We start from the raw sequence: 26,751 nt of genomic DNA on the forward strand, positions 1-26,751 counted from the left end.
GAATGGCACTGGGATTTACGCCGGCAGTGAATATCTACGGGGCCAACGCGGCCTTGCTCAATCAACGCCTGATCAGTTGGGAGCACATCGATGCCGCCGGTTTCGAGTCCGATCAGCTGACGTTGACTATCGATCTGGAGGGGCTTGAGGGGTTGCCGAATCTGGGCGGCAAGATTGGCATGCAAGTCGGCTATCGAGAAACCGCGATGGTCGATAAAGGCCTGTTCAAAGTGACGCGTCTGACGCCAACACTGTTTCCGTTTCGCCTCACCCTGGTGGCCACTGCGGCGCCATTCAGCAAGGATGATGAAACCGGCTTCAAGCAGCGCCGCACCGCCAGTCATGGGCCAACGACGCTGGGTGGATTATTTCGCAAGCTGGTGGAGCTGCACGGCTTTTCGCCACGGGTCGCGCCGGAGATTTCGTTGATCCGCATCGAGCACATCGACCAGTCCAACGAGACCGACATGGGGTTTGTCACGCGTCTGGCGAAAAAATACAACGTCGTCGCCAAGCCTTACGGCGATGTTTATGTGCTGGCGCGGCCCGGGCAGACCAAGTCGTTGTCGGGGCAGATTCTGCCGGACGTGACGCTGTCGGTTACCCACAACAATCGCCCCGGCGATCACGCCTTCATCAGCGCCACGCTGGAAGAATCTGCCCGCGAGCAGGCCAAGGGCTGCAAGACCTGTTTCTGGGATGCGGCGGCCGGGGTGCTGCGCTGGGTTGAAACCGGTGTTGCGCCGTTCAAGACGCTGCGCCAGAAGCAGCCCAGCGAAGCTGATGCCATCGCAGTAGGCGAGGGCGAAGTGCGCAAGATGCTGCGGCAGAAGTACAAGGTGCAAATCACCTGCCCGGGGGATCCACGGCTCGCGGCCGAAGGGCTGGTATTGCTCGATGAGAGCTGGCCGGACTTCATGCGCGGACGCTGGTCGATCGACAAGGTCACCGCCAGCGGCAGTCGCGAGAACAGCTATCGCTGCCTGATTGATGCGTCGTGCCTGGATCCCAAGGCGGAACAGTAATCCTGAACCGAGTGCATATTCCTGTGGGAGCGAGCCTGCTCGCGAAAGGGACGTCAGCTTCAGCATCGATGTGACTGATCGACCGCTTTCGCGAGCAGGCTCACTCCCACAGGACTGCGGCGTCCTCTGTAATTCCTCTTATTCCGGAACACCCCCATGAAGATCACCCCGATCCTCACGCAACTGCGTGGGCAATGCCCTGGGCTTGCCAATCATATTTCGGTGGGTGTCGATCTGGCGTTGCTGCAAGGCAACCCCGATCTACCGACACCCTCAGCTCACGTACTGCCGCTGGCCGATCTGGCCAGTCCTGGCAGCGCACAAAACCTCACCACCCAACCGATCCGCGAGCGCTTCGAAATCGTTCTGGTGCTTGATGCTACCGACGCGACAAAAGCGCTGGATGGGTTGCACGACCTGCGCGCCGAACTGTGGCGCGCGCTGGTGGGGTTCAAGCCCGATTCCGACTACAGCGCCATCGTTTACGACGGCGGCGAGCTGGTCTCGATCAACAGCAGCCGTGCCTTCTATCGGCTGCGCTTTTATGCCGAGTTCCAGCTCGGCCGCAATCTGCCAAGTCAGCCTGCGGAGAGTTGGCACGAGCGCGAACTGGACGCTTTGTCGTCCTTTACCGGGATGACGGTGCGGGTCGATGCGATCGATCCGGCCGACCCCAATCTGCAACGCCCGGGTCCGGATGGCCGGGTGGAAATGACTTTCTCTGGAGACGTAACCCCATGAGCAACCGCATCACCGTAGTGCCGGCCGCTGGCCGTGTCGTACCTGACCCGGAGGCCGGCGACTTGCTGCCGGCCGCAGGCCGTGAAGTGCTGGACAGCGCCTGGTGGCGCCGGCGTCTGGCCGACGGCGATATCACACTCAAAACCGCAAAAGCGGCTAAACCACAGGGAGCCAAATAATGGCGATCGGATTCAGCAACATCCCGGCGGACATTCGTGTTCCGCTGTTCTATGCCGAAATGGACAACTCGGCCGCCAACAGCGCGACCTCGGCCATGCGCCGTTTGATCGTCGCGCAGGTCAACGACAATATTGCCCCGACTGAGGTCGGCAAACTGGTGCTGGTTTCCAGCGTGGCGCTGGCGAAAAGCATCGGCGGCCAGGGCTCGATGCTCGCCTCGATGTACGAGACTTTCCGCAAGGCCGACCCGATCGGCGAGATCTGGTGCCTGCCGCTGCACAACACCGAAGGCGCCATCGCCAAGGGTGTGTTGACCCTGACCGGTACCGCGACTCAAGCGGGCATGCTCAATCTGTACGTCGGCGGCGTGCGCGTGCAGGCCACCGTGGTCAACGGCGCCACCGCCGCTCAAGCGGCCACTGCCCTGGCGCAGAAAATCAACGCCACTGCCGACCTGCCGGTCAGCGCGGCGGCTGCCGAAGGCGTGGTCACCCTGACCGCCAAATGGACCGGCGACAGCGGCAATGACATCAGCCTGCAATTCAATCGCCTGGGCAAGAGCAACGGCGAAGAAACTCCGGCCGGTCTGACCAGCGCAATCACCGCCATGACCGGCGGCGCCGGTGTGCCGGATCAGATCGCCGCCGTCGCGGCTCTAGGCGATGAGCCATTCGAATTCATCGCCTTGCCGTGGTCCGACCTGGCCACCCTCAACACCTGGCAAGCGGTCATGGACGACAGCACCGGGCGCTGGTCGTGGGCCAAGCAATTGTTTGGTCACGTCTACAGCGCCAAGCGCGGCACCGTCGGTACGCTGGTTGCCGCAGGCCAGGCGCGCAACGATCAGCACATGACCATCCAGGCGCTGGAACCGGGCGTACCGCAACCGTTTTGGGTACAGGCCGCCGCGCTGGCTGCACGCACGGCGGTGTTCATCTCCGCCGATGCCAGCCGTCCGACCCAAAGCGGCAGCCTGCCGGGCGTCGACCCGGCGCCGGCGAGCGAGCGTTTCACCCTGACCGAGCGTCAGTCGCTGCTCAACTACGGCATCGCCACCGCGTACTACGAAGGCGGTTACGTGCGCATCCAGCGCTCGATCACCACCTACCAGAAGAACGCCTACGGCCAGGCCGACAACTCCTATCTGGACAGCGAAACCATGCACCAGTCGGCGTTCATCGTGCGTCGTCTGCAAAGCGTGATCACCAGCAAATACGGCCGCCACAAACTGGCCTCCGACGGCACCCGTTTCGGTGCCGGCCAGCCGATCGTCACCCCGGCGACCATTCGCGGCGAGCTGATCGCGCAGTACGCCAAACTCGAACTCGAAGGCCACGTGGAGAACGCCGAGCTGTTCGCCGAGCACCTGATTGTCGAGCGCGACGTGCAGGACCCGAGCCGCGTGAACGTGCTGTTCCCGCCGGATTACATCAACGGCCTGCGCGTGTTCGCACTGCTCAACCAGTTCCGTCTGCAGTACGACGACGCGGCCTGATCCGCGCAGTCGGCGCTAAGCATTCAGCCCACCTCGCGTGGGCTTTTTATTTGAAGGGAGAAACACCATGGGTCAACTGATTGCAGGCACCTGCTACGTCAAGGTCGACGGCGCACAACTGACCATCAATGGCGGCTGCGAAGCCCCGCTGATGGCCGTCAAACGTGAAACCGTCGTGCCCGGTTTCTACAAGGAAACCGACATCGCGCCGTCGTTCAAAGTGACCGCGCTGCACACCGCCGACTTCCCGCTGAAGAAGCTGATCGAAGGCACCGATATCACCGTCACCTGCGAATTCAGCAACGGCAAAGTCTACGTGCTGGCCGGCGCCTATCTGGTCGAGGAGCCAGTCTCCAAGGGCGACGACGCCACCATCGAACTGAAATTCGAAGGCATTAAGGGGACCTGGCAATGAGCGGCGCCGTGAAGCTTCAGGTAGCGATCGAAGCCCACGGCGAGCCTCTGACCGAACTCACCCTGCGCCGCCCGACGGTGCAGGAAGTGCGAGCGATCAAGGCGCTGCCGTACAAGATCGACAAGAGCGAAGAAGTCAGCCTCGACATGGACGTGGCGGCCAAATACATCGCCGTGTGCGCCGGCATTCCGCCGTCGTCGGTCAACCAGTTGGATCTGGCTGACCTCAATGCGCTGAGCTGGGCTGTTGCGAGTTTTTTCATGAGTGCGGCGTCGGCGCCATCACCGACCTGATCGCCGTCGCCTATGACCTGGCCTGGTTCTGGAAGGTTGACCCCGAACAGATGATGGCCAGGCCACTGGATGTGCTTCGCGAATCGCTGGAGCACGCGCAACGGATCAATGCGATGCAGCAGGTGCAGTGATGGCAGACGAAGAGAAGAAAACCCCGAAACCGGTGCTGATCACCGGCATCGATGAACTCTCGCCCAAACTGGGCGCCCTGCGCATGAAGGTTGAGAGTTTTAAAAATAATCTCGAGCAGACCGGCCTCGGCAAACTGGACATCAGTGGTCTGTTCAACGGCGGCAGCGTGATCACGCCGTTTGTAGACGGCATCAAATCGGCCGCAGCGTTCCAGGGCAAATTGAGCGAAGTCAGCGACACGGCGAAAACCGTCGATCTGCCCGCCGCGCCGACAGCAGCGACGCAGAACATGAACGTGTTCAGTGCGTCGATGCAGAAGGTTTCGGCGGCGGTGGACGCCGCGCTGGTGCCGGCGGTGGGGGCCTTGGTGGTCGGGCTGGAACCGATGCTGACGCAGGTCGGCAGCCTGCTCGCCGACAATCCGAAACTGGTTGAAGGCCTGGCGGCGGGGGCAATTGCCTTCTCCGCTATGCAAACCGCGGTCACCGGTATGACGCAGGTGATGGACGTCATGAGCATGGTGCTCAAGACCAACCCGATCATGCTGATCGCCCTGGGCATTGCCGTGGCGGCCGGTTTGATCGTGGCCAACTGGACGCCGATCAGCGCGTTCTTCACAGGGATGTGGGAGGGCGTGAAAAACATCGGGGCGAGTGCGATGGCGACGTTGCGCTCGGTACTCGACTGGCGACCTTTGGCGGCACTGGCGGCGTTGTGGGAACCGGTCACGGGATATTTCTCGGCTATCTGGGACAAGGTCACGGTCGTGACGGCGCCAGTGATCGACTTCTTCAAGTCGGTTTTCTCGTGGTCGCCTGCGGGGATGATCATTGAAAACTGGGGGCCGCTGACCGGCCTGTTCTCGGCGATCTGGGAATTGCTCAAGGCCTTGAGTGTGCCGGTGATGGCATTTCTTAGAAACCTGTTCGATTTCTCGCCGATGCAGATGCTTACCGATGCGTGGGGTGGTGTTGTCGCGTTCTTCGAACCGATGTTCAGCGGCCTGCGAGAAGTCGCGCTACCGGCTAAAGAACTCCTCGTGTCGCTGTTCGACTTCTCGCCAATGCAGATGATCACCAGCGCCTGGGGAGGCATTGTTGCGTATTTCCAGCCGATATTGACGACGCTGCAATCGGCTGTGCAAAGCACCCGGGATACTTTGCGGGCACTGTTCGATTTTTTCCCGATGCAAATGCTCACCAGCGCCTGGGGTGGGATTGTCGGGTTCTTCGAACCGATCTGGATGGCGCTGCAAACGTCTGTGCAGCGGGTCAGAGGCTTTTTCACCAGCCTGTTCGAGTGGTCGCCGCTGGAGCAGATTACTCAGTATTGGCAGCCGATCGGTGAGGTCTTTTCGGCGATCTGGGGCGTCGTGTTGGCGCTTTCCGCGCCGGTCGTGGATTTTCTGCACAGCCTGTTCGAATGGAAACCGCTGGATCAGATCATCGAGAGTTGGGGGCCGATCACCGAGTGGTTCGGCGAGTTGTGGCAAAAGCTGCAAACCGTCATTGCGCCGATCAAGGAGTTGTTCGACGGTGGCTTCGCCGGACTGATCGCCAAGGTCACCGGCAAGGTTGAAACGCTGACCCAAGCGCAACGCGAGACCAATGCCGAAGGCAAGGGTGAGCTCGCACCGGCGTTCTTCGGCGCGAGCGCAGCGACTGCCGGCAACGGCACGCTGCAAAGCGGTTCGTTGCCACACACCTCCAGCGCGCTGATCCAGCAAAGCGCCGCCAACAACCGTACGCAACTTGAAGGCGGCCTGACCGTGCGCTTCGAAAATGCACCGGCAGGCCTGCGTACCGAACAACCGCAAACCAATCAACCGGGCCTGGCCGTGTCTTCACGCATCGGCTATCGCTCGCTGTCGATGGGAGGTTCCCAATGAACTGGCGTGACCGTTTATTGCCGGCATCCTTTCGCGGTGTCGGTTTCTGGATCGACCAGGCGAAAACCCCGGTCGGTCGCAAAGGGCAGTTGCATGAATACCCGCAACGCGACCTGCCGTTTTTCGAGGACCTCGGCCAGCAGGCCAAGACTCACGATCTGACCGCGTTCATCATCGGCCCCGATTGCCTTGAGCAGCGCGACAAGCTGCTCAAGGCGCTGGAGCAGGGGCGTGGCGAGCTGGTGCATCCGTGGCTTGGACGCCTGCAAGTCAAGGTCGGCGAATGCGACATGACCCACACCCGCCAGGACGGTGGGCTGGTGACGTTCGCATTGAAGTTCTATCCCGACCAACCCCAGCCGTTTCCGACAGCCACGGTCAGCACGCAGAAAGTGCTCCTGGCCAAGGCCGACGGTCTGCTGGGTTCAGCGGTGGCGCGTTTCGAACAGGCGATGACTTTGATCAAGGCTGCGCGGATCGGCATCACCAACCTGCGCAACAGCCTTACCGGCGTCTATGACGTGATCAAGGAGCAATTGAAACCTTTGATCGAGCAGTACCGCCAGATCACTGAACTGGTCAAAGCCGTGAAAGAGCTGCCCAAGGAAGTGGCGGCGGAATTCAACGGTTTGCTCGGCGATATCCAGGAACTGAAAGCGTTCGCCAAGGAAGGCTACCGTGGCGTGATCGCCGACGTGTCGCAGCAACTCGAAGCGATTCGCAAGGCTGATGCGCCGAAGATCACCACCGGCAAGGACACCAATGCCGCAGCGCAGGCGATGGCCGATCTGGTGCAGGACACGCTGATCGTCAAAGTGGCGCAGTGGGTCGCATCGATGCCAGTGGCCACCCGAGCGCTGCAACTGCCGTCGACGCCCACCGTTGCTCAGCAGGCCCATCAGCAAGTCACCCGCCCGGAAGTCCCGGCCACGGATGATTTGCAGGCGCTGCAAAAGGATTTGGTGGAGGCGCTGCAAGGGGCGAAAAACAAGGCCGATCCTGATCACTATCAAGCCATCAGTGACGTGCAGGATGCCTTGGTTGCGCACCTCAAGGCCGTGGCATCCTCGGGCGTGCGACTGGTCAGCAAATCCTTTCAGGAAAGCCTTCCAGCACTGGTCATAGCGTACAAACAGTTTGGCGACGCCACGCGAGTCACCGAAGTCGTGCAGCGCAACGGCGTGACCAATCCGTTGTACCTCCCGCAAAGCGATGTGAAAGTCTCCAGGGAGTGAACCATGGACGAGTTGGATAACCACGTCACACTGACGGTTAACGGCATGGAATACGGCGGCTGGAAAAGCGTCGAAATCACCGCCGATCTCGAGCGTCAGTTCCGCACCTTCAAGCTCGACATTACCTGGCAATGGCCGGGGCAGGCGGTGAGCAAACCGATTAAACCCGGCGACCCCTGCGAGGTGAAAATCGGCAAGGATCTGGTGCTCACCGGTTACGTGTTCAAGGCACCGATCCGCTATGACGGGCGGCAGATCAGCCTGACCATCGAAGGCAGTTCGAAAACCCAGGATCTGGTCGATTGCGCCGCCCGTAACCTGCCCAGCCAATGGCAGCAACAACCCTTGCTGACTATCGTCCGCGATCTGGCGAGCGAATATGGACTGTGGGTCGTCAATGAAATCAGCGACACCACACGCCTGACCAAACACACCATCGTGCCGGGTGAAACGGCATTCCAGTCGATCGACCGATTGCTCTCGCTGCTGCGGGTGTTTTCCACCGACAACGAGCTGGGCCAGTTGGTGTTGGCCAAACCCGGCAGCGGCGGCCGCGCCAGCGATGCGCTGGAGCTGGGCAAGAATATCTTGTCGGCCAGTGCGCCAATGGATTTCAGCCAGGTGTTCTCCGAGTATCGGGTGATCGGCCAGCAGAAAGGCTCGGATGCGAAAAGCGGCGCGGCGGTCAGCGAAGTCGAGTCGACGGCGGCCGACCTGAGTTTCAAACGGCGGCGCACCACGGTGATCAACGAAGGCACGCAACTGACCTTTGAGTTGGCGCAGCAGCGTGCCCAATGGGAAAGCGCGACTCGCATGGGTCGCGCGCAGACCACCACCTATCAGGTGCAGGGCTGGCGGCAGAGCAATGGCGATTTGTGGCGCCATAACACGCTGGTCAAGGTCAAGGACCCGGTGCTGGATTTCGATGGCGACATGCTGATTTCCAAGGTCACTTATTCGTTGTCGGCGCAGGGTTCGGTGACCACGCTGCAAGTGGCGCCGCCGCATACGTTTGATCCTGATCCGACGCCCCCGAAGCAATCCCATGCCTGACGCAGGATCCTGCTGGCGACAATGGCCCCTGTGGGAGCGGGCTTGCCCGCGATAGCGGTCGTGACAACAAATACATTTTTTCCCTGACACACCGCCATCGCGGGCAAGCCCGCTCCCACAGGGTTTGTGTCGACAAAGTCTAAGGAAACCCATGAGCCTACTGACACGCCTGCTGGCGCGCGGCACTGTCGTGCTCGCCAATTCGGCAACCAAGCTGCAATCGCTGCAAATGCGCCTCACCGCCGGTGAAGTCAACGACGACCTCGAACACTTCGAACCCTACGGTTTCACCAGCCATCCGCTGGCTGGCGCTGAAGGGGTCGTCACCTTCATCGGCGGCGACCGTTCCCACGCCATCGCCCTGGTCATCGCCGACCGTCGCTATCGCCTGCAAGCGCTCGCTGCCGGTGAAGTGGCGATCTACACCGACGAGGGCGACAAAATTCATTTCAAGCGCGGGCGGATCATCGACATCGAAACCGCCACGCTGAACATCCGCGCCAGCAGCGCGGTGAACTTCGACACGCCGGTGATAAACCAGACCGGCAAGATCGTTTCCACCGGTGATCAACTGGCTGGCGGCATCAGCCAGATCAAACACGTGCATGTAGGCGTGCAGGCCGGCAACGGTCAGACCGGCGCGCCGGCAGGAGGCCAGTGATGTTCATCAGCCAGAACCTCCACGCCGCACTGACCCGCGCCGTGCTCATCAGTCTGTTCACCTGGCGTCGCGCCGCTGATGACGACACCCTCGATGACGAAGAACGCTTCGGCTGGTGGGGCGACAGTTTTCCCACGGTTGCCGACGATCGCATCGGCTCGCGGCTGTGGCTGCTGCGCCGGGTCAAGCTGACCCGGCAGACGCAGATGGACGCCGAGTTCTATGCCCGCGAAGCCCTGCAATGGCTGCTCGACGACGGCCACTGCAGCGCCATCGACATCATCAGCGAACGCCTCGATGCCCAGCGCCTGAACCTGCGCACGGTCCTCACGCTGGCCGACGGCGAACGTCTGGACATCAACCCCGATAACAGTTGGCAGGTGATCTATGCCGTTTGAAACCCCTTCGCTGCCGGTGCTGATCAAGCGCACCCAAAGCGACCTGGCTGGCGATTCGCTGCGCCAGTCCGATGCGCAAGTGCTCGCCCGCACCCTCGGCGGCGCCGCTTATGGCTTGTACGGTTATCTCGACTGGATTGCCGAGCAGATCCTGCCCGACAAAGCCGATGAGTCAACCCTGGAACGCATCGCCGCGCTGCGCCTGAATCAGCCGCGCAAAGCCGCGCAAGTGGCTACCGGCAGCGTCAGTTTTACCGCCACTCCCGGCGCCGTGCTCGACGTCGACACTCTGCTGCAAGCGAACGATGGCCGCACCTACAAAGTCACCACGGCGCGCACCACGGTCAATGGCAGCAACAGCACCACGATTGCGGCGCTGGAGGCCGGCAGTCTGGGCAACGCTGATGCGGGTCTGACGCTGACCCAGGTGCAGCCGATTGCCGGGATTGTCGGCAACAGCTTCGTGGTGCTGGCGCCGGGCCTCAGCGGCGGTGTGGCGCGGGAAAGCCTCGAATCGCTGCGCTCGCGGGTCATCCGTTCCTACCGCGTGATTCCCCATGGTGGCGCGGCCAGCGACTACGAAACCTGGGCGCTGGAAGTGCCGGGTGTGACGCGGGCGTGGTGCCGGGGCGGCCTGCTCGGGCCGGGCACGGTGACGGTGTTCATCATGCGTGATGAAGACCCGCAACCGGTGCCGAACGATGAGCAGTTGGCGGAGGTTCAGGAGTACATCGAACCGCTGCGTCCGGTGACCGCGGAAGTGCACGTGCAGCGACCGGTTCAGGTGCCGGTGGTGTATCGCTTCAAGAGCGTCAATCCGGACACCACCGCCGTGCGCGCCGCCGTTGAAGCGCAGTTGCGCGATCTGCACAACCGCGAGGCCGATCTCGGTGTGCCGCTGCTGATCAGCCATATCCGCGAAGCCATCAGCAGCGCCGGCGGCGAATACGATCACACGCTCACTGCTCCGGCCGCTGACGTGCCGGCCGGGCAGAGCGAACTGCTCACCTTCGGAGGTTGCGTATGGGGGGCATAAGAACCGCCGCGCAATACCAGGCGCAGTTGCGCGCCTTGCTGCCCAGTGGCCCGGCATGGGATCCGGAGCGGGTGCCCGAGCTTGAGGAAGTGCTGCAAGGCGTCGCCGTCGAACTGGCCCGTCTGGATGCGCGCGCCGCCGATCTGCTCAACGAAATGGACCCGGCCGGCGTCAGCGAACTGGTGCCGGACTGGGAGCGGGTGATGAACCTGCCCGACCCGTGCCTGGGCGCCACGCCACTGTTCGACGACCGCCGCCTCGCCGTACGCCGCCGCTTGCTCGCGGTCGGCAGCCAGGCTGTCGGCTACTACCTCGACATCGCCAAAAGCCAGGGTTACCCCAACGCCAGCATCACCGAACACGAAGCCCCACGCATGGGCCGCGCCCGGTTTGGTTCGGCGCATTGGGGCACCTGGGAAGCGCAGTTCATGTGGACGCTCAACACCGGCGGCCGCCTGCTGCTCGGCCGCCGTTACGGCGCGAGCTACTGGGGCGAGCGCTTCGGCGTCAACCCGGGCTCGGCGCTGGAATGCCTGATCCACCGCAGCGCGCCGGCGCATACCAAGGTGCACATCAATTATGACTAGGGAGGGATGAGGGATGGATTATCCGAAAAGCATGCCCGGTGTCGGTTTGGTCAACAGTCGTTTCGTCGATGAAAATCCCGTCACCGGAACACCCGGATCGTTGATTCCAGCTGAGTGGGGCAATGCGCTCACCGAAGAGGTGTTGGCGGTTATCAAAGCTGCCGGGATCGAACCGACCGAAGGCTTGAACACGCAGTTGCTGGAAGCGATTCGCGGAAAAAACCTGTTTGAGACCCCGGTCCAGTTCGATGTCAGCCAGAAAGTCGCGACGACTGAATTCGTCCAGCGCGCACTCGGTAGTCTGGCCGGGCAAACCAACTACGTCGGCGATGTTTCGTTGACGGTCGCGGACGTCGGCAAACTTTCGATCTTCACTAGCCCAGGCACGGTGACACTGCCGCAATGGTCAACTGTGCCTGCGGGAGGCTTGGTGTCGCTGGTGGCAGGTTCCGGTGCTTTGAACGTGAAAGTCAGGAGTGGCGAGAGTCTGGGCACCGCCAGCGCTGCTGCACCGGATAACACATTGTCATTTGTCGGTGGCAGCTACGTTACTTTTCGCCGGCTTCTGCTCGGTGGTGGCTGGGGCCTGGATTCTGGTGACGGTGCGCTCAAGTACTCGCCAGCGTTTACCGCTTCCTTGAACACTGCAGGCGGCTATCAGCGGTTGCCCAGTGGCCTGATTCTGCAATGGGGACTGGCCACGGGCGGCGCACTCAGCGAAACCGTAACCTATCCGATTGCCTTTCCCAAAAGCGTGCTCTTTCTCTCGGGCGGCGATCTTTCACCGGCATTCTCCGACCTGCGTTTTTCCCTTTACCGACTCTCGCAAAGCCAGTTTCAGCGCTTCTCCAATGCTGACCCTGGCGGCTGGAACTGGTTCGCCATCGGCTTTTGAAATCAACGGTGAATGAAATGAAATACATTGACTTTGATGCCCAGGGCGAACTGCTTGGGCGCTATGACTCGGCGATTCACACGCAGATGCCTGCCACTGCCGTAGAGATCTCCGATGAGCTGTTCCTGCGCACGATCGAGGAGCGCGACGGCATCTGGAAGTGGACCGACGGCAAGGTCACCAAACATGCATTGCCGAACGCATCGCAGTTGGTTGAAAGCGAACAGCGAGCATCGGCGCTGGCGCGGCGTGACGAGTTGTTGGCCGAAGCTGATCAGCAAACCGTCGGTATGGCCGACGCCTACATCGCAGGGTTGTTGGAAGCCGATGACATGCAGCGGTTCAAGGCTTTTGCTACCTACAAACTGGCGCTAAACAAGATCGACAGGCAGCCCGGTTATCCGCAAAACGTGGACTGGCCTGTGTTGCCGGTTTGACGCCCTTTCTGACGTGAAACCATCACAAACTGCTTCGTGAACAGTCACCCAAAACCACGGGAGACCCCCGCATGGACTATCCAAGCAGTGTGCCCAGCGCCGGAATGGTGAAAGGGAACTTGTTGATGAAAACCCGATGATCGGGACAGTGGGATCGCTGATTCCGGCGCCCCGGTGAACGGCTGTTTTTTTTGCACAAGGAGAAGTGAAATGGATTATCCAAAAAGTTTGCCCGGCGCCGGCCTGGTCAACGGCAAGTTTGTCGACGAAAACCCGTTGACCGGCGCCATTGGGTCTTTGATTCCTGCGCAGTGGGGCAATGCTGTCACTGAGGAAGTGCTGAATGTGATTCAGTCGGCTGGCCTCGCAGCGGATGAGCAGGACAACGCTCAATTGAAGTCTGCCATCGAGCAGAAAATCACCCAGAGTGTGTTGCCTGTGGCCAGTGTCCAAGACGCGGAGCAGGGAACCGACAACGTTAAACGCATGACTCCGTTGCGGGTTTTTCAAGCCATCGCCAAGCGCGTGGTGCAGGCGAGCGAAAGCATTGCCGGAGTGGCGAAGATAGCTACTCAGGTGCAGACCGACAGTGGCGCGGATACCACCACGATCGTGACGCCGAAAACGCTCCGCTTTGGCTTTTCTGCCAGTCTGACCACCAACGGCTACATTGTTTTTCCTTCCTGGCTGGGTGGTTTCATCATTCAGTGGATCGGGCTTTCGACCTTAGGAATTCAAGGGGCATATTCGAGTTTTACCTTGGCGTTTCCCAACGTTTGTCTTGCGGTATTTCCATCCACTTTGAATGGATCGGCTCCGGGCAGTGTTTCGCTGGGTGCGAAAAATCAGAACGGTTTCACGTTGTACTCGGAACTGTTGCCTTGCGGCTTTTGTGCAATCGCGTTCGGACGCTGAGGAGTAACCATGAACCGTTTTTATAGTCAGTCCACAGGCTGTGTGTACCTGTCCGGCATCAATCCAAGCATGCCGAGCGATGCAGTACCGATCACTGAGGAGCGTTTCATCGCTGTGATCGGCAACCCTGCGCCCGGCAAAATCCGCAGCCATGATGCCGATGGTTTGCCGGTGTTGATCGATGCCGCGCCGCTGTCGGATGCCGAACTTTCGATGCTGGCGCGCAAGTGGCGCGACGGGCAGCTGTTGGCCAGCCAATGGCTGGTTGATCGTGATCGGGATGAGGAGACCGCGGGCAGACCGATGAGCCTGAGCATTGAGGACCATCAGGAGCTTCTGGACTATCGCCAAGAGCTGCGGGACTGGCCGTCGAGCACGGGTTTTCCCGCAAACGGGAGTCGACCCTTACCGCCGGACTGGCTGATGCGAATGCTCGCTGTGGCTTGATGACGCGAGTTAAACAGAGTGTTACAGCAATTTTTGCCAACGCCCGCCTATGCGGGCGTTGGCGTTTTATGCGACCTCAAAGGAGCTGAAAGTGGATTACCCAAAAAGCATTCCCGGCGCTGGCCTGGTCAACGGCAAGTTCGTTGACGAGGACGCGATCGCCGGTACACCCGGCTCGCTGATTCCAGCGAGTTGGGGCAACAGTGTCACGCAGGAAATACTCAGCGCGATTACCGCAGCGGGGCTGAGCCCGGACGAACAGCAAACTGATCAGTTAGCTCAAGCGATCCGGCAATTGTCCAAACCAGATCCAATGCAACAGTTTCCGGTGCAGGTTTACCGCAGGAATCTGCTGATCAACGGCGGATTCGATATCTGGCAACGCGGTACGACCAATCAGGCACCGAATGTCGGCGGCTACGTCGCTGATCGTTTCCGTTGCGACTGGAACGGCAATGCTGCGGTGAATATCTCTCGCCAGGATTTCGCGCCAGGCCAATCCGAAGTGTCGGGCGAGCCCGCTTGTTTTTTGCGTTGGCAGCAGACAACAGCCGGTGTCGGTTCCACTGAGCACAAAATTTCCCAATATATCGAGTCGGTCAGAACCCTGGCCGGTAAAACCGCCACCGTGACCTTTTGGGCGCGCTCCGATGCTGCGCGGCCGCTGAAGGTATTCATCACCCAGTACTTCGGAACGGGTGGCTCGGAGCCGGTGATGAAAGCGGTCGAGGTCTTTCAGTTGACCACGGCTTGGACCAGGTACACGGCCACCTTTCAGGTACCTGTGATCGCCGGGAAAATGCTCGGTGCCAATGATTGTCTGAGGCTGGCTTTTGATCTTCCGCTGAACTTAGTGCAAACGGTTGACCTGGCGAGAATTCAATTGGAAGAAGGACCAGTTTCCACCCCGTTCGAAAATCGACCAGCTGCGGAAGAACTGATGCTGTGTCAGCGCTATTTTGAAAAGTCTTTCGCAGACCGCTTGCCTATCCGGGCAAACAACGGCCCAAGTACCTGTATCGCCACATTCACCCAAGCCGCCGCGGCGAAGTCACCCCAATCCGGGATGGCAGTAACCATGCTGGTTCAGAAGCGCGTTCAGCCTACGATCAAGATGTATTGTCCCGGCGAGGCCAGCGGTGAAATCTGGAATTTTTCACTTGTGAAGGCATGTAACGGATCATTCGTGCAAAGTGTGACCGAGCGAAGTTTTGCGTTTGGCACAATGACACCGGTCGACAGTATTCCGGGACAGATACTGCAGATTGAATGGACTGCGGATGCCGAGCTCTAGGAGTAAACAATGAGTTATCAATTGACTACATGTGGCGTACTGAGGCTGAGCGATGCAGCTTATATCCCGCAAGATCCAACCAATCGCGACTGGCTTGATTATCAAGACTGGCTTTTATCTGGCGGCGAGGTAATGCCGGCAAACGATTCGTTTGGAACAGCCCTGAACAGTCCCCTGAAAACTCTGGCAAATAAATGGCTGGCAAGCATCAGCCGCCAGCCGTGATTCAATCGGGGCAACATCCAGGGAGGATCAAGCATCATGCAATTAACTGAAAAACACCTTATCGACATCATGCCCAACGCCCGCTCCCAAGCGGGCGTTTTTGTTTCGCCACTCAACACCGCGATGGCCAGGCATCGCATCGATACGCCAAAACGTATCGCGGCGTTCCTCGCACAGGTCGGTCACGAGTCCGGCCAATTGCGCTACGTGCGCGAACTGGGCAACAACCAGTACCTGAGCAAATACGATACCGGTACGCTGGCGCTGCGTCTGGGCAACACGCCCGAGGCGGATGGCGACGGGCAAAAATACAGAGGGCGCGGGCTCATACAAATCACCGGTCGCGCCAACTATCGCCAATGCAGCCTCGGCTTGTTTGGCGATGAGCGTCTTTTGTCGTTGCCCGAATTGCTCGAGCAACCGCAATGGGCCGCCGAATCGGCGGCGTGGTTCTGGGGGCAGAAGGGCCTGAATGAACTGGCCGACGCGGACCAGTTCAACACCATCACCCGGCGGATCAACGGCGGGTTGAACGGCTTGCAGGATCGTCTGCAAATCTGGGCGCGGGCGAGGGCGGTGCTATGTCCGGCTCCTGGCGCGTGATGGGTCTGTTGCTGCTGGTGGCCGGGGCGTTTGCAGCGGCATGGCAGTTTCAGGACTGGCGCTACGGGCGGCAATTGGCCGAGCAGGCGCGGTTAAACGCCGAAACCCTCAATCAACTGACGCAGACCGCCGCCACCGCGCAACAGGCCGAGCAGGATAGACGCCTGGCACTGGAGCAGCGGCTCGCGGCCAGTGAGCAAACCCATTATCGAGCGCTGAGCGATGCCCAACGTGATCAGGATCGCTTGCGCGATCGCCTTGCTACTGCCGATGTGCGGCTGTCAGTCCTTCTCGATGCCGGCGACGTTGCCCACGGCTGTGCGGTGCCAGCCGCCGCCGGCGGCGTGGATCCTGCAACCGTACGCGCCCGACTTGACCCGGCGCATGCTCAACGAATTATCGCCATCACCGACACCGGCGACCGTGGATTGATTGCGTTGCAGGCCTGTCAGGCCTATGTCAGAGCGCTGGCGCCCGAACATCTTGAATGATCTTGTGTATTGAAAGCATGGCCGGCTCGTGTACGGTGAAGGCATTCCACACGATTCGGAGCTCGCCGTGAAAGAGACCACTCAACTGGCCGCAGAACTGGGCCGACGTCTGCAAGTGCTCAATGCTCATGTCACTACCGCCGAGTCATGTACCGGTGGCGGTATCGCCGAAGCGATTACGCGGATTCCGGGCAGTTCGGCCTGGTTTGAAGCAGGTTACGTGACGTACTCCAATCGGCAGAAAACCCGGCAGCTGGATGTGCCGGCCGATTTGTTCGAAACGGTAGGGGCGGTCAGTCGCGAGGTGGTCGAGGCCATGGTGCGTGGTGCGCAGCATCACAGCCTGGCGCATTTTGCCGTGGCGGTCAGCGGTGTCGCCGGCCCCGACGGTGGCACGCCGAACAAACCGGTGGGCACGGTGTGGCTGGCCTGGGGTGTGGGCGATGAGGTTTATAGCGAGGTTCAGCACTTCCCCGGCGGTCGTGATGAAGTCCGCCGACAAACGGTGAAGGCCGCGCTAGAGGGGCTTGTGCGACTAGCGGCACGAGAAATCGAAAATCAGGGGTAGGCGATCTTCGAACGCTGTGGAATAATACTGGCTACTTATACAGGTGTTGGCCGTCAGGCCTTATTGATTACGTGAGGACTTTAATGGACGACAACAAGAAGAAAGCCTTGGCTGCGGCCCTGGGTCAGATCGAACGTCAATTCGGCAAGGGTGCCGTAATGCGTATGGGCGATCAGGACCGTCAGGCGATCCCGGCCATCTCTACTGGCTCTCTGGGTCTGGACATCGCACTCGGCATCGGCGGTCTGCCAAAAGGCCGTATTGTTGAAATCTACGGTCCTGAATCCTCCGGTAAAACCACACTGACCTTGTCCGTGATCGCCCAGGCGCAAAAAGCCGGCGCGACCTGCGCATTCGTCGACGCCGAGCACGCCCTCGATCCAGAGTACGCCGGCAAGCTGGGCGTCAACGTTGACGACCTGCTGGTTTCCCAGCCGGACACCGGCGAACAGGCCCTCGAAATCACCGACATGCTGGTGCGCTCCAATGCCGTTGACGTGATCATCGTCGACTCCGTGGCGGCACTGGTACCGAAGGCTGAAATCGAAGGTGAAATGGGCGACATGCACGTCGGCCTGCAAGCACGTCTGATGTCTCAGGCGCTGCGTAAAATCACCGGTAACATCAAGAACGCCAACTGCCTGGTCATTTTCATCAACCAGATCCGTATGAAAATCGGCGTGATGTTCGGCAGCCCGGAAACCACCACCGGTGGTAACGCGTTGAAGTTCTACGCTTCGGTTCGTCTCGACATCCGCCGTACCGGTGCGGTGAAGGAAGGCGACGAAGTGGTCGGCAGCGAAACCCGCGTCAAGGTTGTGAAGAACAAGGTGGCTTCGCCGTTCCGTCAGGCCGAGTTCCAGATTCTTTACGGCAAAGGCATCTACCTCAACGGCGAGATGATCGATCTGGGTGTGCTGCACGGTTTTGTCGAGAAGTCCGGCGCCTGGTACGCCTACGAAGGCACCAAGATCGGTCAGGGCAAGGCCAACTCGGCCAAGTTCCTGGCGGACAACCCGGAAATCGCCGCGAAGCTCGAGAAGCAGCTGCGTGACAAGCTGCTGTCGCCAGCGGTGATCGCGGATTCCAAGGCCTCGGCGGTCAAAGAGACCGAAGACGACCTGGCCGACGCTGATCTCTGATACCAGCGATGACCACCGCCGTACTGGATACCCTCGTCGCGGTGCGGCGAACCGCCATGGACCTGCTCGCACGTCGCGAGCATGGTCGAGTCGAGTTGACGCGTAAACTGCGTCAGCGCGGCGCCGAGGCGGAGCTGATCGAAACAGCCCTCGACCGTTTGACGGAAGAGGGTCTGCTTTCCGAAGCCCGTTACCTTGAAAGTTTTGTCTCCTACCGCGCCCGTTCCGGCTATGGCCCTCTGCGAATTCGCGAGGAGCTCAGCCAGCGGGGTTTGCAACGTACCGATATCGAAATCGCCCTGCGCGAAAGTGGTATCAATTGGCAGGCGCAGCTTCAGGATACGTGGCAACGCAAGTTCTCCGGACATTTACCGATTGATGCGAAAGAACGGGCCAGGCAAGGCCGGTTTCTGGCGTATCGGGGGTTCTCGATGGAGATGATCAACCGCTTGTTCAGCGGTCGAGGGATGGACGATTAGACCGATTCAACAAAAAAGGCCCGCTATTTTTTAAAAAAATAGCGGGCCTTTTTTTTGCCTTCAAATCACGTTGAAAGGCTCGAGTGAGCGTTGTGCAGTGGGCGGTTTTGAATCGGCCCAGTTTTCCGGCAGATTGATAAAGTCCACCAACTCCCTCAGACGACCATGGGTACGGCCATTGAAGGCAAAGGCCAGCCGTGCCAGATGGCTGAACTGCGCATCGTCGTGTTCTTCGCCGCTGTAGGCATGTTGGTGGAACTGGTCGCTCAGGCACAGATCAGCAAACTCCTCCTGCATCCGCGCCAGTGCCTGGTCGCTGAGCTTGTGGTTCATGCGAATCACAAATTGCCGCTTGAGCCAGCGGCTGGAGTGGAAGTTGCTGTAGAACTGATTGATCTCTTCCACCGCTTCTTCAACGCTGTAGACCAGTCGCATCAGCTTCATATCGGTCGGCAGGATGTAGCGGTTTTCTTCCAGCTGATTGCGGATGAAGTCCAGCGCGCCTTGCCAGAACGTCCCGCCCGGAACATCCAGCAACACCACCGGCACCAATGGGCTTTTGCCGGTCTGAATCAGCGTCAGCACTTCCAGCGCTTCATCAAGGGTGCCAAACCCGCCCGGGCACAGCACCAGCGCGTCAGCCTCTTTGACGAAGAACAGTTTTCGGGTGAAGAAAAAGTGGAAGGGCAACAGATTGTCGGTGCCGTCGACGGTGGGATTGGCATGTTGCTCGAAGGGCAGGGTGATATTGAAACCGAGGCTGTGGTCACGTCCGGCTCCTTCGTGGGCGGCGGCCATGATGCCGCCGCCGGCGCCGGTGATGACCATCATCTCTGCGCGTGTCAGTGCTGCGCCGAGTTCGCGGGCCATTGCATACAGCGGATGCTCCACTGGCGTACGTGCCGAGCCGAACACGGTAACTTTGCGCCGCCCCTTGAATTGCTCGAGTACACGAAATGCTTGCTCCAGTTCACGCAGGGCTTGCAGGGTGATCTTGGCGTTCCAGCGGTTGTGGTCTTCCTGAGCCATGCGCAGCACGGTCAGGATCATGTCACGGTAGATGGGGATGTTCGGGCTGTTGGTGGAAATATGACTGAGTTGGGCTTCGACCTGGCTGATGAGGTCGCCGCTTTCCTGAAAATGACGGCTCAAGAGGTCGTTCGGTTGATAAGGCATTCAACGTCTCCTTCTGTACAGGGCGGGTAGCCCGGACAACCAGCGTCCGGGTCGCACTGCAAAAACACGCAGGGCCGGCAGTTCCATTTCTGCCGTTAACGAATGATCGGGAATACTCTCAATCTAGACCCTCGCACGCATTCGCGCTGACTTGAACAGTGCGCTGTAACGTTTTGTCTGGCAACCGCTTACTGATTTGCGCCAAAGCCCCGCCGCTCGTCTGAACGTATCGCAAAGGGCCATCACTCTGATTTACTCAAATACAGACGTCGCAAGACAACCTTGCGCTTGCGCAAGGCAAAGCAATTCAAGGATTCGTGGGTGGCAAGGAGGCGGGATGCATGGTCAGAGTGGTTCTGGAGATCGATACGCAGCTGTATCGAATGTTGCAGGAGTCGGCCGAGACGCATCAATTGAGTCTCGAAGAAGAGTGCTGCCGACGATTGGCCGGCGGCGAGCGTCGCTCGCGCTATCTGCAGGCGCTAGTGGCGGAATTGCGCGCCGAGGATGAGCAGCGGCGCGCCAAGGCTTCGCGCTGATTACTTCTTCTTCGCTGGCGCGGCTTTCGGGCAATCGGATTCCTGGTAACTGGCCGAGCCGATCGCTTTGTTGGTTTTCACTTCGGTGAAGTCGTAACGCATGATCGCGCCCTTGGCCATCAGCTTGCGGTACGACGGGTTGTTGCACACCGACGCGCCCAACTGGAAATACACAGCCTTGGGATCGGCGCGCATCTTGTCGGCGTGGCTCTTTTGCACGCTCAGATGGTTGATCAGCTGCGTGCCTTCGACGGTGTAGCCTTGATCAAGAATGTCTTCATTGATCGCCCGTGGCGTGCCGACGCTGCTTTGGGCGGCGACGTTGCGCAGCTCTCGGTTCAGATTCTGCTCACTCAGGGACGCAGCCTGAGCGGTAAAGGACGACGCCAGCAGAATGGCAGCGGTGGGAACGATAAGGCGCAGCATGAAACTCTCCTGATTCGGTGACTGGTGGTTCGACCCGTCACGGGGCGGTGCGTTCAGTGGCGGCGAATTATAGGGGAGCCGGTCTGGACGGTACAGGCTTGTGGCCGTCGCTCTGGTAAACTGCCGGCCTTTATTGCCCTGCCGAGTGTCGTTCGTGTCGAGTTTCCCTGTCTGCCGGTGTTGCCTGCGATGAACCATGCCCCCAACGCCGTGGCCCGCCTGCGCGATCAGCGCGAGGACGAAGGCATCAAGCCGATTCAGACGCGCGGCTTTCGCTCCGAGCGTTGCCGCGATTGCCGAGTGATCATCAGTCATTGCCTGTGCGCGTGGCGGCCAAGCGTCGACACCCGTTCCGGCGTGTGCCTGATCATGACCGGCAAGGAAGTGTTCAAGCCAAGCAACACCGGTTGGCTGATTGCCGATGTGGTGCGCGACAACCATGCGTTCATCTGGTCACGCACCGAGCCCGACCCGCAGATGCTTGCACTGCTCAACGATCCGCAATGGCAGCCGTACCTGGTGTTTCCGGGCGAGTATGTCGAACCGTCGCGGGTGACCAACACGGTGGCAGTCGATAGCAGCAAGCGCCCGCTGTTCATTCTGCTCGATGCGACCTGGACGGAGGCGCGCAAGATTTTTCGCAAGAGTCCGTATTTCGACCGCTTGCCAATCCTCAGCCTGCTGCCCGACAAACTCTCGCGCTATCGCTTGCGCCGTTCGACCCGCAGCGAGCACCTGTGCACCGCCGAAGTCGCTGCGTTGTGCCTGGAGCTGGCCGGTGACAGCGATGCCGCCTCGGCGCTGGATGCTTATTTCGATGTGTTCAGCCAGCATTACCTCGGTGCCAAGCAGCAACTGGACATGAATGAATCGACGCCCGCCCATGCCGAGCTGCTGCCCTATATACGAAAGCCGCAGCCGGCGTTGGCCCGATAGTGGCCCATACTGTCGACAGCGCTGGCCATCTTGCTTGACCACCCCGGCTGCGCTGGGCATGCTTGGCGCCGATTAGGGTGCGGCCAAGGTTTGAGACGCCGTGTTTGCTGTTGATTGGCGTCGAACGTGCCCCTGTGGATATCGCTTCCAAGCGTTGTCTCGAGTTGCTTTGGCCAGACCGGAATCTACCGCGTCTGCCATCAAAAACAGGATCATTTGAAAAATGGCCACATACGACATCCTGATTGCCGATGATCACCCCCTGTTTCGCAGCGCCCTGCACCAAGCGGTGACGCTGGGCCTTGGCCCGGACGTGCGACTGGTGGAGGTGGCGAGCATTGCCGAACTGGAAGCTCGCCTGACTGAAAAGGCTGACTGGGATCTGGTCCTGCTGGATCTGAATATGCCCGGCGCCTACGGTTTTTCCGGGCTGGTGCTGCTGCGCGGGCAGTATCCGCAGATTCCGGTGGTGATGGTCTCGGCCCAGGAAGAAGCTTCGGTGATGGTCAAATCCCGCGAGTTCGGCGCCAGTGGCTTCATTCCCAAATCCAGCGATCTGAGCGTGATTCAGGAAGCGGTGCGCAAGGTGCTCGATGGCGACGTGTTCTGGCCGCCGCAAGCGTTCGAAGCAGTCAGCGTGTCGGATGAGGCGAAAGCTGCCAGTGATGGCCTCGCCAGCCTGACGCCGCAACAGTTCCGCGTGCTGACCATGGTCTGCGAAGGTCTGCTGAACAAGCAGATCGCTTATGAGCTGAGCGTGTCGGAAGCGACCATCAAGGCCCACGTCACGGCGATCTTTCGCAAATTGAACGTGCGCACTCGCACGCAAGCGGCTTTACTGCTGCAACAACTTGAGTCAATTCCGAGCCAGTGATGGCTGGCGGTTTCACGCTTTTTTGACTTTCGTTGATCTAGCTTCCCCACACCTTTTTGGCTGGTTTCTTTCTTATGTCACCTTTCAAGGGCCAGACCGGCCTGAAACGCATCCTCAACGCGTCCGGCTATTCGCTCGATGGCCTGCGCGCCGCCTTCACTGGCGAAGCGGCATTCCGCCAACTGGTGCTGCTCAACGTGGTGCTGATTCCGCTGACATTCTTCCTCAATGTCAGCCGGGTCGAGCAGGCGGTGTTGATCGCGGTTTGCTTGCTGGCGCTGATTGTCGAGCTGCTCAATTCGGCGGTGGAAGCGGCCATTGACCGCATCTCGCTGGAATTGCATCCGCTGTCGAAGAACGCCAAGGACATGGGCAGCGCCGCGCAGTTCGTGGCGCTGAGCATGATCGGACTGGTGTGGGCGGTGATTCTGCTTTAAGCGATGGTCGGCAAGACGATCTCGTCGCTGCGCTGCACCCCGGCGGTGAATGCTCGGCACAGCTCGAGAAACTCGCGCATCGCTGAAGTCTGGTACTTCTGTTTGTGCCAGATGAAATAGAACTGCCGGGCCAGGTCCAGATCCGGCGTCTCCACCGGCACCAGACTGCCGCGCCGGAAGGCATCGCGCAGCGCCAGCCGCGAAATGCAGCCAATCCCCAAGCCAGATTCCACTGCACGTTTGATCGCTTCGGTGTGTTCCAGCTCGAGACGAATATTCAGCGCGCTGCGATGGTGACGCATGGCCTGGTCGAAGGTCAGCCGCGTGCCGGAACCCTGTTCCCGCAGAATCCATGCCTCATGGGTCAGCTCTTCCATTGTCGCACTGCCGCGTTTGGCCAGCGGATGTTGCGGCGCACAAAACACCACCAGCTCATCCTCGACCCAACTCTGCACTTCGATGTCCGGGTGGCTGCAATCGCCTTCGATTAGACCCAGATCAATTTCGTAGTGGGCGACCTGTTGCACGATATTGGCAGTGTTCTGCACGTGCAGCTTGACCTGACTTTCCGGGTGGCGCTGCATGAAGCTGCCGATCAGCAGGGTGGCCAGATAGTTGCCTATGGTCAGCGTCGCCCCCACTGATAACGAGCCGAAACCGGATTTGCCATTAAGCAGGTCTTCGATTTCCTTGGCCTGGTCGAGCAGGGCCACCGCTTGCGGCAACAGCTGTTTGCCGAGGGCGTTGAGGCTCAGGCGTTTGCCGGCGCGGTCGAACAGCTGGCAGCTGGACTGGCGCTCGAGCTCGGTGATCGAAGTGCTGGCCGCCGATTGCGAGAGGTTGAGCAGACCCGCAGCACGGGATACGCTTTCCTGCTGGGCGACGGCAACGAAGACTTGCAGTTGACGGAGAGTAAATCGCATATCGATATAACCGATAACCCTTATCTTAATAATCCAGTTAACAGATATTGTCGTCGCTATTAGAATGCGATGCAATTGCGCACGTTGAGCCTCATTGAGCCGCGCAGACCAATCTCCAGGAGTCAAACGTACATGAGCAACATGAACCACGAGCGTGTCCTCAGTGTTCATCACTGGAACGACACTCTGTTCAGCTTCAAGTGCACCCGCGATCCGGGCCTGCGCTTCGAGAACGGTCAGTTCGTGATGATCGGCCTGCAACAGCCCAACGGCCGCCCGCTTATGCGCGCTTACTCGATCGCCAGCCCGAACTGGGAAGAGCATCTCGAGTTCTTCAGCATCAAAGTGCAGGACGGTCCGCTGACCTCCCAGCTGCAGCACTTGAAGGAAGGCGACGAGATCATCATCTCGAAGAAGCCTACCGGCACGCTGGTTCTTGATGACCTGAACCCGGGCAAGCACCTGTACCTGCTGAGCACCGGCACCGGTCTGGCGCCGTTCATGAGCGTCATTCAGGACCCGGAAACCTACGAGCGCTTTGAAAAAGTGATCCTGGTTCACGGTGTGCGTTACGTCAACGAAGTCGCCTACCGCGAATTTATCACCGAGCATTTGCCGCAGAACGAGTTCTTCGGCGAGGCGCTGCGTGACAAGCTGATCTACTACCCGACCGTGACCCGCGAGCCGTTCGAGAATCAGGGCCGCCTGACCGACCTGATGCGCAGCGGCAAGCTGTTCAGCGACATCGGCCTGCCACCGATCAACCCGCAGGACGACCGCGCGATGATCTGCGGCAGCCCGAGCATGCTCGACGAGACCAGCGAAGTGCTCGACAGCTTCGGCCTGAAGATCTCGGCGCGGATGCGCGAGCCGGGTGATTACCTGATCGAGCGTGCATTCGTCGAGAAGTAAGCGCCACAAAAAGCCCCCATTGCCTTGGCAGGCAATGGGGGCTTTTTTATGCCCGAAGCATTTCCTTCATGCCTGCCACGATCCAAGGAGCTGCCGAAGGCTGCGATCTTTTGATCTTGCTTTTTAAAATCAAGATCAAAAGATCGCAGCCTTCGGCAGCTCCTACACTGGGCGTGTTTTCAGGCTGTGGCCGGGATGACTTCCAGCACGCGGATCTGTTCGGGCGTCGGGTAATGCCAGCGCACGTCCAGATCCCAGAACTGCGCACCATATTCACGTTCCGGCGCCGGTGTCTGATACGCCGGACGCGGATCCTGCGCCAGGCACTGCTCGATCAACTCAACCAATGGCTCTTCAAGCCGCTGAGCGTGGGTGTGCGCTTGTTTCAAGGCTGACTCCACCCACTGGACGTCGATCAACTGCGGCGCCGCGCTGGCGATGTCATTGGTTGCCCCAGGGATGATGTCGGCATACGGCACATACGGTTTGATATCCAGCACCGGCGTGCCGTCGAGCAGATCGATCCCGGAGATAAACAGCCGATTACCTTCGACCCTGTCCAGCTTCACCACCGACTGGCCAATGCCGTTCGGCCGGTGCGTGGCGCGGGTGGCGAACACGCCCATCGACTTGTTGCCGCCCAGGCGTGGCGGGCGCACTTTCAGTCGCGGTTTGTCTTCCAGGGCTTGGTGGAACAGAAACAACAGCCACACATGGCTGACCTGCTCCAGCCCCTGCACGGCGTCACCCTGGTCGAACGGCGCGACCAGTTCCAGCACGCCACGGGCGGCCGGGGCCAGTTGTGGCTGGCGGGGGATGGCGAACTTCTCCTTGAAGCAGGAGCGCACGAAGCCGATGGGGGAGACGCTGTAAGTCATGGTCTGGGATCGAAGCGGGTAGGGCGGGCATGATAACCCGGCTCGCTTCAAGTCTGGTGGTGACAGGGCGGACGCCATCGCTGGCAAGCCAGCTCCCACAGGTTTTTGAGTGAACCCGGATTGTTCAAACACCCAAGAACCCTGTGGGAGCTGGCTTGCCAGCGATAGTCACACCGCCGATGTCAGAGGCTGAACCCACCATCAAGAGGAATGATATTCCCGGTCATATAAGCCCCCGCCGTACTCGCCAGGCTGATCGCCAGCGCCGCCATCTCTTCCTCACGCCCCCAGCGCTTCATCGGAATCAGCGCAGTATCCTCAGCCAATGCCTGCTCATCATTACCAATATGCTGGGTCATCTTGCTCGGAAATCGTCCCGGCGCAATCACGTTGACGTTGATGTGCTGGCTCACCAGTTCTCGCGCCAGAATGCGCGATAACTGATGCAGGGCGGCCTTGCTCGGCCCATAGGCATATGCCTGCTCGCCAAACGAAGAAATCCCCGCCACCGAACCGATATTGATGATCCGCGCCGGATTCGCCGCCGAACCAGCCTTGCGCAGCAACGGCAGAAACTGCTGGATGCAACTGAACACCGACGTCACGTTGAGCTGCATGACCTTTTCCCAGCCCTTGACCGGATAACTCTCCAGCGGCGCGCCCCACGTGGTGCCGGCATTGTTCACCAGAATGTCCAGATGAGTGATCTGCTCATCCAGGCGCGCGGCCAGTTCCTGCACGCCTTCTTCAGTGGCCAGATTCGCCGCCACGCCGTGGCAAGTGCCGAAGGCACTGAGTTCTTGCGCCGTTTGATGACAGGCTTCGGCGTCGCGGGAGCAGACGAACACTCGGGCGCCAGCCTCGACAAAGGCCTTGGCGATCATTTTGCCGATACCACGGGTGCCGCCGGTCACCAGAGCGGTGCGGCCTTGCAGGGAAAAGTACGGGTGCATGGCGAATCCTGAGGGCTAGGGGTCAATACACCCTAGTCGCCAGCCGCAAAAAACGGAGCCAC

Annotated in this window: 33 protein-coding genes and 2 pseudogenes; 30 read left to right on the top strand and 5 right to left on the bottom strand. The window is 60.0% G+C overall.

What is annotated here, in order from left to right:
• Positions 1–2: 2 nt before the first annotated feature.
• From NF676_RS06255 to recX, 25 genes and pseudogenes are all read left to right on the top strand, one after another.
• The gene (locus NF676_RS06255; protein WP_095180505.1) at positions 3–1,025 is read left to right on the top strand and encodes a phage tail protein; all 1,023 of its coding nucleotides are present in this window, start codon (positions 3–5) and stop codon (positions 1,023–1,025) included.
• A 156-nt stretch (positions 1,026–1,181) separates the two neighbouring features.
• Complete coding sequence (locus tag NF676_RS06260; RefSeq protein WP_252868882.1) at positions 1,182–1,766, top strand: phage tail terminator protein; 585 nt, start codon at positions 1,182–1,184, stop codon at positions 1,764–1,766.
• A complete protein-coding gene (locus NF676_RS06265) occupies positions 1,763–1,945 on the top strand; it encodes a DUF2635 domain-containing protein (protein WP_024011856.1) in 183 nt (60 codons plus the stop codon). Before NF676_RS06260 ends, NF676_RS06265 begins: the two co-directional genes overlap by 4 nt.
• Positions 1,945–3,441 carry a phage tail sheath subtilisin-like domain-containing protein gene (locus NF676_RS06270; RefSeq protein ID WP_071174557.1) on the top strand — a complete coding sequence of 499 codons (1,497 nt, stop codon included), beginning with the start codon at positions 1,945–1,947 and terminating at the stop codon, positions 3,439–3,441. Before NF676_RS06265 ends, NF676_RS06270 begins: the two co-directional genes overlap by 1 nt.
• A gap of 67 nt (positions 3,442–3,508) precedes the next feature.
• Entirely contained in the window at positions 3,509–3,856 is a 348-nt protein-coding gene (locus NF676_RS06275; RefSeq protein ID WP_007908779.1) for a phage tail tube protein, read from the top strand.
• Positions 3,853–4,149 (top strand): phage tail assembly protein, encoded by a 297-nt coding sequence (locus NF676_RS06280; protein WP_150743329.1) that lies wholly within the window; start codon positions 3,853–3,855, stop codon positions 4,147–4,149. The genes NF676_RS06275 and NF676_RS06280 overlap by 4 nt, the downstream gene beginning before the upstream one ends.
• Positions 4,150–4,279: 130 nt before the next feature.
• Positions 4,280–6,179, top strand: a pseudogene (locus tag NF676_RS06285) (phage tail tape measure protein).
• A complete protein-coding gene (locus tag NF676_RS06290; RefSeq protein ID WP_252887398.1) occupies positions 6,166–7,404 on the top strand; it encodes a DNA circularization protein in 1,239 nt (412 codons plus the stop codon). The pseudogene NF676_RS06285 and the gene NF676_RS06290 overlap by 14 nt, the downstream one beginning before the upstream one ends.
• Positions 7,405–7,407: 3 nt before the next feature.
• Positions 7,408–8,457 (top strand): phage baseplate assembly protein, encoded by a 1,050-nt coding sequence (locus NF676_RS06295; RefSeq protein WP_252887399.1) that lies wholly within the window; start codon positions 7,408–7,410, stop codon positions 8,455–8,457.
• 151 nt (positions 8,458–8,608) lie between these two features.
• On the top strand, positions 8,609–9,118 hold the full coding sequence (locus NF676_RS06300; protein ID WP_056783277.1) for a phage baseplate assembly protein V: 510 nt from the start codon (positions 8,609–8,611) through the stop codon (positions 9,116–9,118).
• Positions 9,118–9,516 carry a phage GP46 family protein gene (locus NF676_RS06305; RefSeq protein ID WP_056783279.1) on the top strand — a complete coding sequence of 133 codons (399 nt, stop codon included), beginning with the start codon at positions 9,118–9,120 and terminating at the stop codon, positions 9,514–9,516. Before NF676_RS06300 ends, NF676_RS06305 begins: the two co-directional genes overlap by 1 nt.
• On the top strand, positions 9,506–10,552 hold the full coding sequence (locus NF676_RS06310; protein ID WP_056783281.1) for a baseplate J/gp47 family protein: 1,047 nt from the start codon (positions 9,506–9,508) through the stop codon (positions 10,550–10,552). The genes NF676_RS06305 and NF676_RS06310 overlap by 11 nt, the downstream gene beginning before the upstream one ends.
• Positions 10,540–11,139 (top strand): YmfQ family protein, encoded by a 600-nt coding sequence (locus tag NF676_RS06315; protein ID WP_041478090.1) that lies wholly within the window; start codon positions 10,540–10,542, stop codon positions 11,137–11,139. Before NF676_RS06310 ends, NF676_RS06315 begins: the two co-directional genes overlap by 13 nt.
• A 13-nt stretch (positions 11,140–11,152) precedes the next feature.
• A complete protein-coding gene (locus NF676_RS06320; protein ID WP_052392154.1) occupies positions 11,153–12,034 on the top strand; it encodes a gp53-like domain-containing protein in 882 nt (293 codons plus the stop codon).
• 17 nt (positions 12,035–12,051) lie between these two features.
• Positions 12,052–12,471, top strand: a complete 420-nt coding sequence (locus NF676_RS06325; RefSeq protein ID WP_252887400.1) for a tail fiber assembly protein — start codon at positions 12,052–12,054, stop codon at positions 12,469–12,471.
• Positions 12,472–12,681: 210 nt separating this feature from the next.
• A pseudogene (locus tag NF676_RS06330) lies at positions 12,682–12,882 on the top strand (hypothetical protein); the annotation flags it as partial.
• A gap of 75 nt (positions 12,883–12,957) precedes the next feature.
• Positions 12,958–13,386: a gp53-like domain-containing protein gene (locus tag NF676_RS27725; protein ID WP_420480644.1), complete on the top strand. Its 429-nt coding sequence runs from the start codon at positions 12,958–12,960 to the stop codon at positions 13,384–13,386.
• 9 nt (positions 13,387–13,395) lie between these two features.
• On the top strand, positions 13,396–13,833 hold the full coding sequence (locus NF676_RS06335) for a phage tail assembly chaperone (RefSeq protein ID WP_041478088.1): 438 nt from the start codon (positions 13,396–13,398) through the stop codon (positions 13,831–13,833).
• A gap of 91 nt (positions 13,834–13,924) precedes the next feature.
• Complete coding sequence (locus tag NF676_RS06340; RefSeq protein WP_041478217.1) at positions 13,925–15,127, top strand: carbohydrate binding domain-containing protein; 1,203 nt, start codon at positions 13,925–13,927, stop codon at positions 15,125–15,127.
• A 9-nt stretch (positions 15,128–15,136) separates the two neighbouring features.
• Positions 15,137–15,352 (top strand): hypothetical protein, encoded by a 216-nt coding sequence (locus tag NF676_RS06345; RefSeq protein WP_081932444.1) that lies wholly within the window; start codon positions 15,137–15,139, stop codon positions 15,350–15,352.
• 36 nt (positions 15,353–15,388) lie between these two features.
• Positions 15,389–15,955 (top strand): glycoside hydrolase family 19 protein, encoded by a 567-nt coding sequence (locus tag NF676_RS06350; protein WP_252887401.1) that lies wholly within the window; start codon positions 15,389–15,391, stop codon positions 15,953–15,955.
• Entirely contained in the window at positions 15,934–16,446 is a 513-nt protein-coding gene (locus tag NF676_RS06355) for a lysis system spanin subunit (protein ID WP_252887402.1), read from the top strand. The genes NF676_RS06350 and NF676_RS06355 overlap by 22 nt, the downstream gene beginning before the upstream one ends.
• Positions 16,447–16,513: 67 nt before the next feature.
• Positions 16,514–17,014 (top strand): CinA family protein, encoded by a 501-nt coding sequence (locus NF676_RS06360; protein WP_252887403.1) that lies wholly within the window; start codon positions 16,514–16,516, stop codon positions 17,012–17,014.
• A gap of 83 nt (positions 17,015–17,097) precedes the next feature.
• Positions 17,098–18,156 (top strand): recombinase RecA, encoded by a 1,059-nt coding sequence (gene recA, locus NF676_RS06365; protein ID WP_024011876.1) that lies wholly within the window; start codon positions 17,098–17,100, stop codon positions 18,154–18,156.
• Positions 18,157–18,164: 8 nt separating this feature from the next.
• Positions 18,165–18,635 (top strand): recombination regulator RecX, encoded by a 471-nt coding sequence (gene recX / locus NF676_RS06370; RefSeq protein WP_041478085.1) that lies wholly within the window; start codon positions 18,165–18,167, stop codon positions 18,633–18,635.
• A 60-nt stretch (positions 18,636–18,695) separates the two neighbouring features.
• On the opposite strand, the gene NF676_RS06375 is transcribed toward recX, so the two are convergent.
• Positions 18,696–19,811 carry an LOG family protein gene (locus tag NF676_RS06375; protein ID WP_041478084.1) on the bottom strand — a complete coding sequence of 372 codons (1,116 nt, stop codon included), beginning with the start codon at positions 19,809–19,811 and terminating at the stop codon, positions 18,696–18,698.
• A gap of 341 nt (positions 19,812–20,152) precedes the next feature.
• On the opposite strand from NF676_RS06375, the gene NF676_RS06380 reads away from it, so the two are divergent.
• The gene (locus tag NF676_RS06380; RefSeq protein WP_016770569.1) at positions 20,153–20,350 is read left to right on the top strand and encodes a hypothetical protein; all 198 of its coding nucleotides are present in this window, start codon (positions 20,153–20,155) and stop codon (positions 20,348–20,350) included.
• On the opposite strand, the gene NF676_RS06385 is transcribed toward NF676_RS06380, so the two are convergent.
• Positions 20,351–20,776, bottom strand: a complete 426-nt coding sequence (locus tag NF676_RS06385) for a PA3611 family quorum-sensing-regulated virulence factor (RefSeq protein ID WP_007908738.1) — start codon at positions 20,774–20,776, stop codon at positions 20,351–20,353. It abuts the gene before it with no gap.
• 189 nt (positions 20,777–20,965) lie between these two features.
• On the opposite strand from NF676_RS06385, the gene NF676_RS06390 reads away from it, so the two are divergent.
• The 3 genes from NF676_RS06390 (at position 20,966) to NF676_RS06400 (ending at position 23,023) form a co-directional block, all read left to right on the top strand.
• Positions 20,966–21,712, top strand: coding sequence for a tRNA-uridine aminocarboxypropyltransferase (locus tag NF676_RS06390; protein ID WP_252887404.1), 747 nt, complete (start codon positions 20,966–20,968; stop codon positions 21,710–21,712).
• Positions 21,713–21,935: 223 nt separating this feature from the next.
• Positions 21,936–22,586, top strand: coding sequence for a response regulator transcription factor ErdR (gene erdR, locus NF676_RS06395; RefSeq protein WP_016771412.1), 651 nt, complete (start codon positions 21,936–21,938; stop codon positions 22,584–22,586).
• Between the two features lie 74 nt (positions 22,587–22,660).
• Positions 22,661–23,023, top strand: coding sequence for a diacylglycerol kinase (locus NF676_RS06400; protein WP_016771411.1), 363 nt, complete (start codon positions 22,661–22,663; stop codon positions 23,021–23,023).
• Here NF676_RS06400 and NF676_RS06405 read toward each other — a convergent pair.
• Positions 23,020–23,946 carry a LysR family transcriptional regulator gene (locus tag NF676_RS06405; protein ID WP_024011881.1) on the bottom strand — a complete coding sequence of 309 codons (927 nt, stop codon included), beginning with the start codon at positions 23,944–23,946 and terminating at the stop codon, positions 23,020–23,022. The two genes, NF676_RS06400 and NF676_RS06405, sit on opposite strands and share 4 nt — an antisense overlap.
• 132 nt (positions 23,947–24,078) lie before the next feature.
• On the opposite strand from NF676_RS06405, the gene fpr reads away from it, so the two are divergent.
• Positions 24,079–24,858, top strand: a complete 780-nt coding sequence (fpr, locus tag NF676_RS06410; protein ID WP_007908723.1) for a ferredoxin-NADP reductase — start codon at positions 24,079–24,081, stop codon at positions 24,856–24,858.
• A 179-nt stretch (positions 24,859–25,037) separates the two neighbouring features.
• On the opposite strand, the gene tsaA is transcribed toward fpr, so the two are convergent.
• A complete protein-coding gene (gene tsaA / locus NF676_RS06415) occupies positions 25,038–25,736 on the bottom strand; it encodes a tRNA (N6-threonylcarbamoyladenosine(37)-N6)-methyltransferase TrmO (RefSeq protein WP_095180522.1) in 699 nt (232 codons plus the stop codon).
• 182 nt (positions 25,737–25,918) lie between these two features.
• A complete protein-coding gene (locus NF676_RS06420) occupies positions 25,919–26,689 on the bottom strand; it encodes an SDR family oxidoreductase (RefSeq protein WP_252887405.1) in 771 nt (256 codons plus the stop codon).
• Positions 26,690–26,751 lie beyond the last annotated feature (62 nt).

Source organism: Pseudomonas siliginis, from assembly GCF_024072275.1.
GTDB lineage: Bacteria > Pseudomonadota > Gammaproteobacteria > Pseudomonadales > Pseudomonadaceae > Aquipseudomonas > Aquipseudomonas siliginis.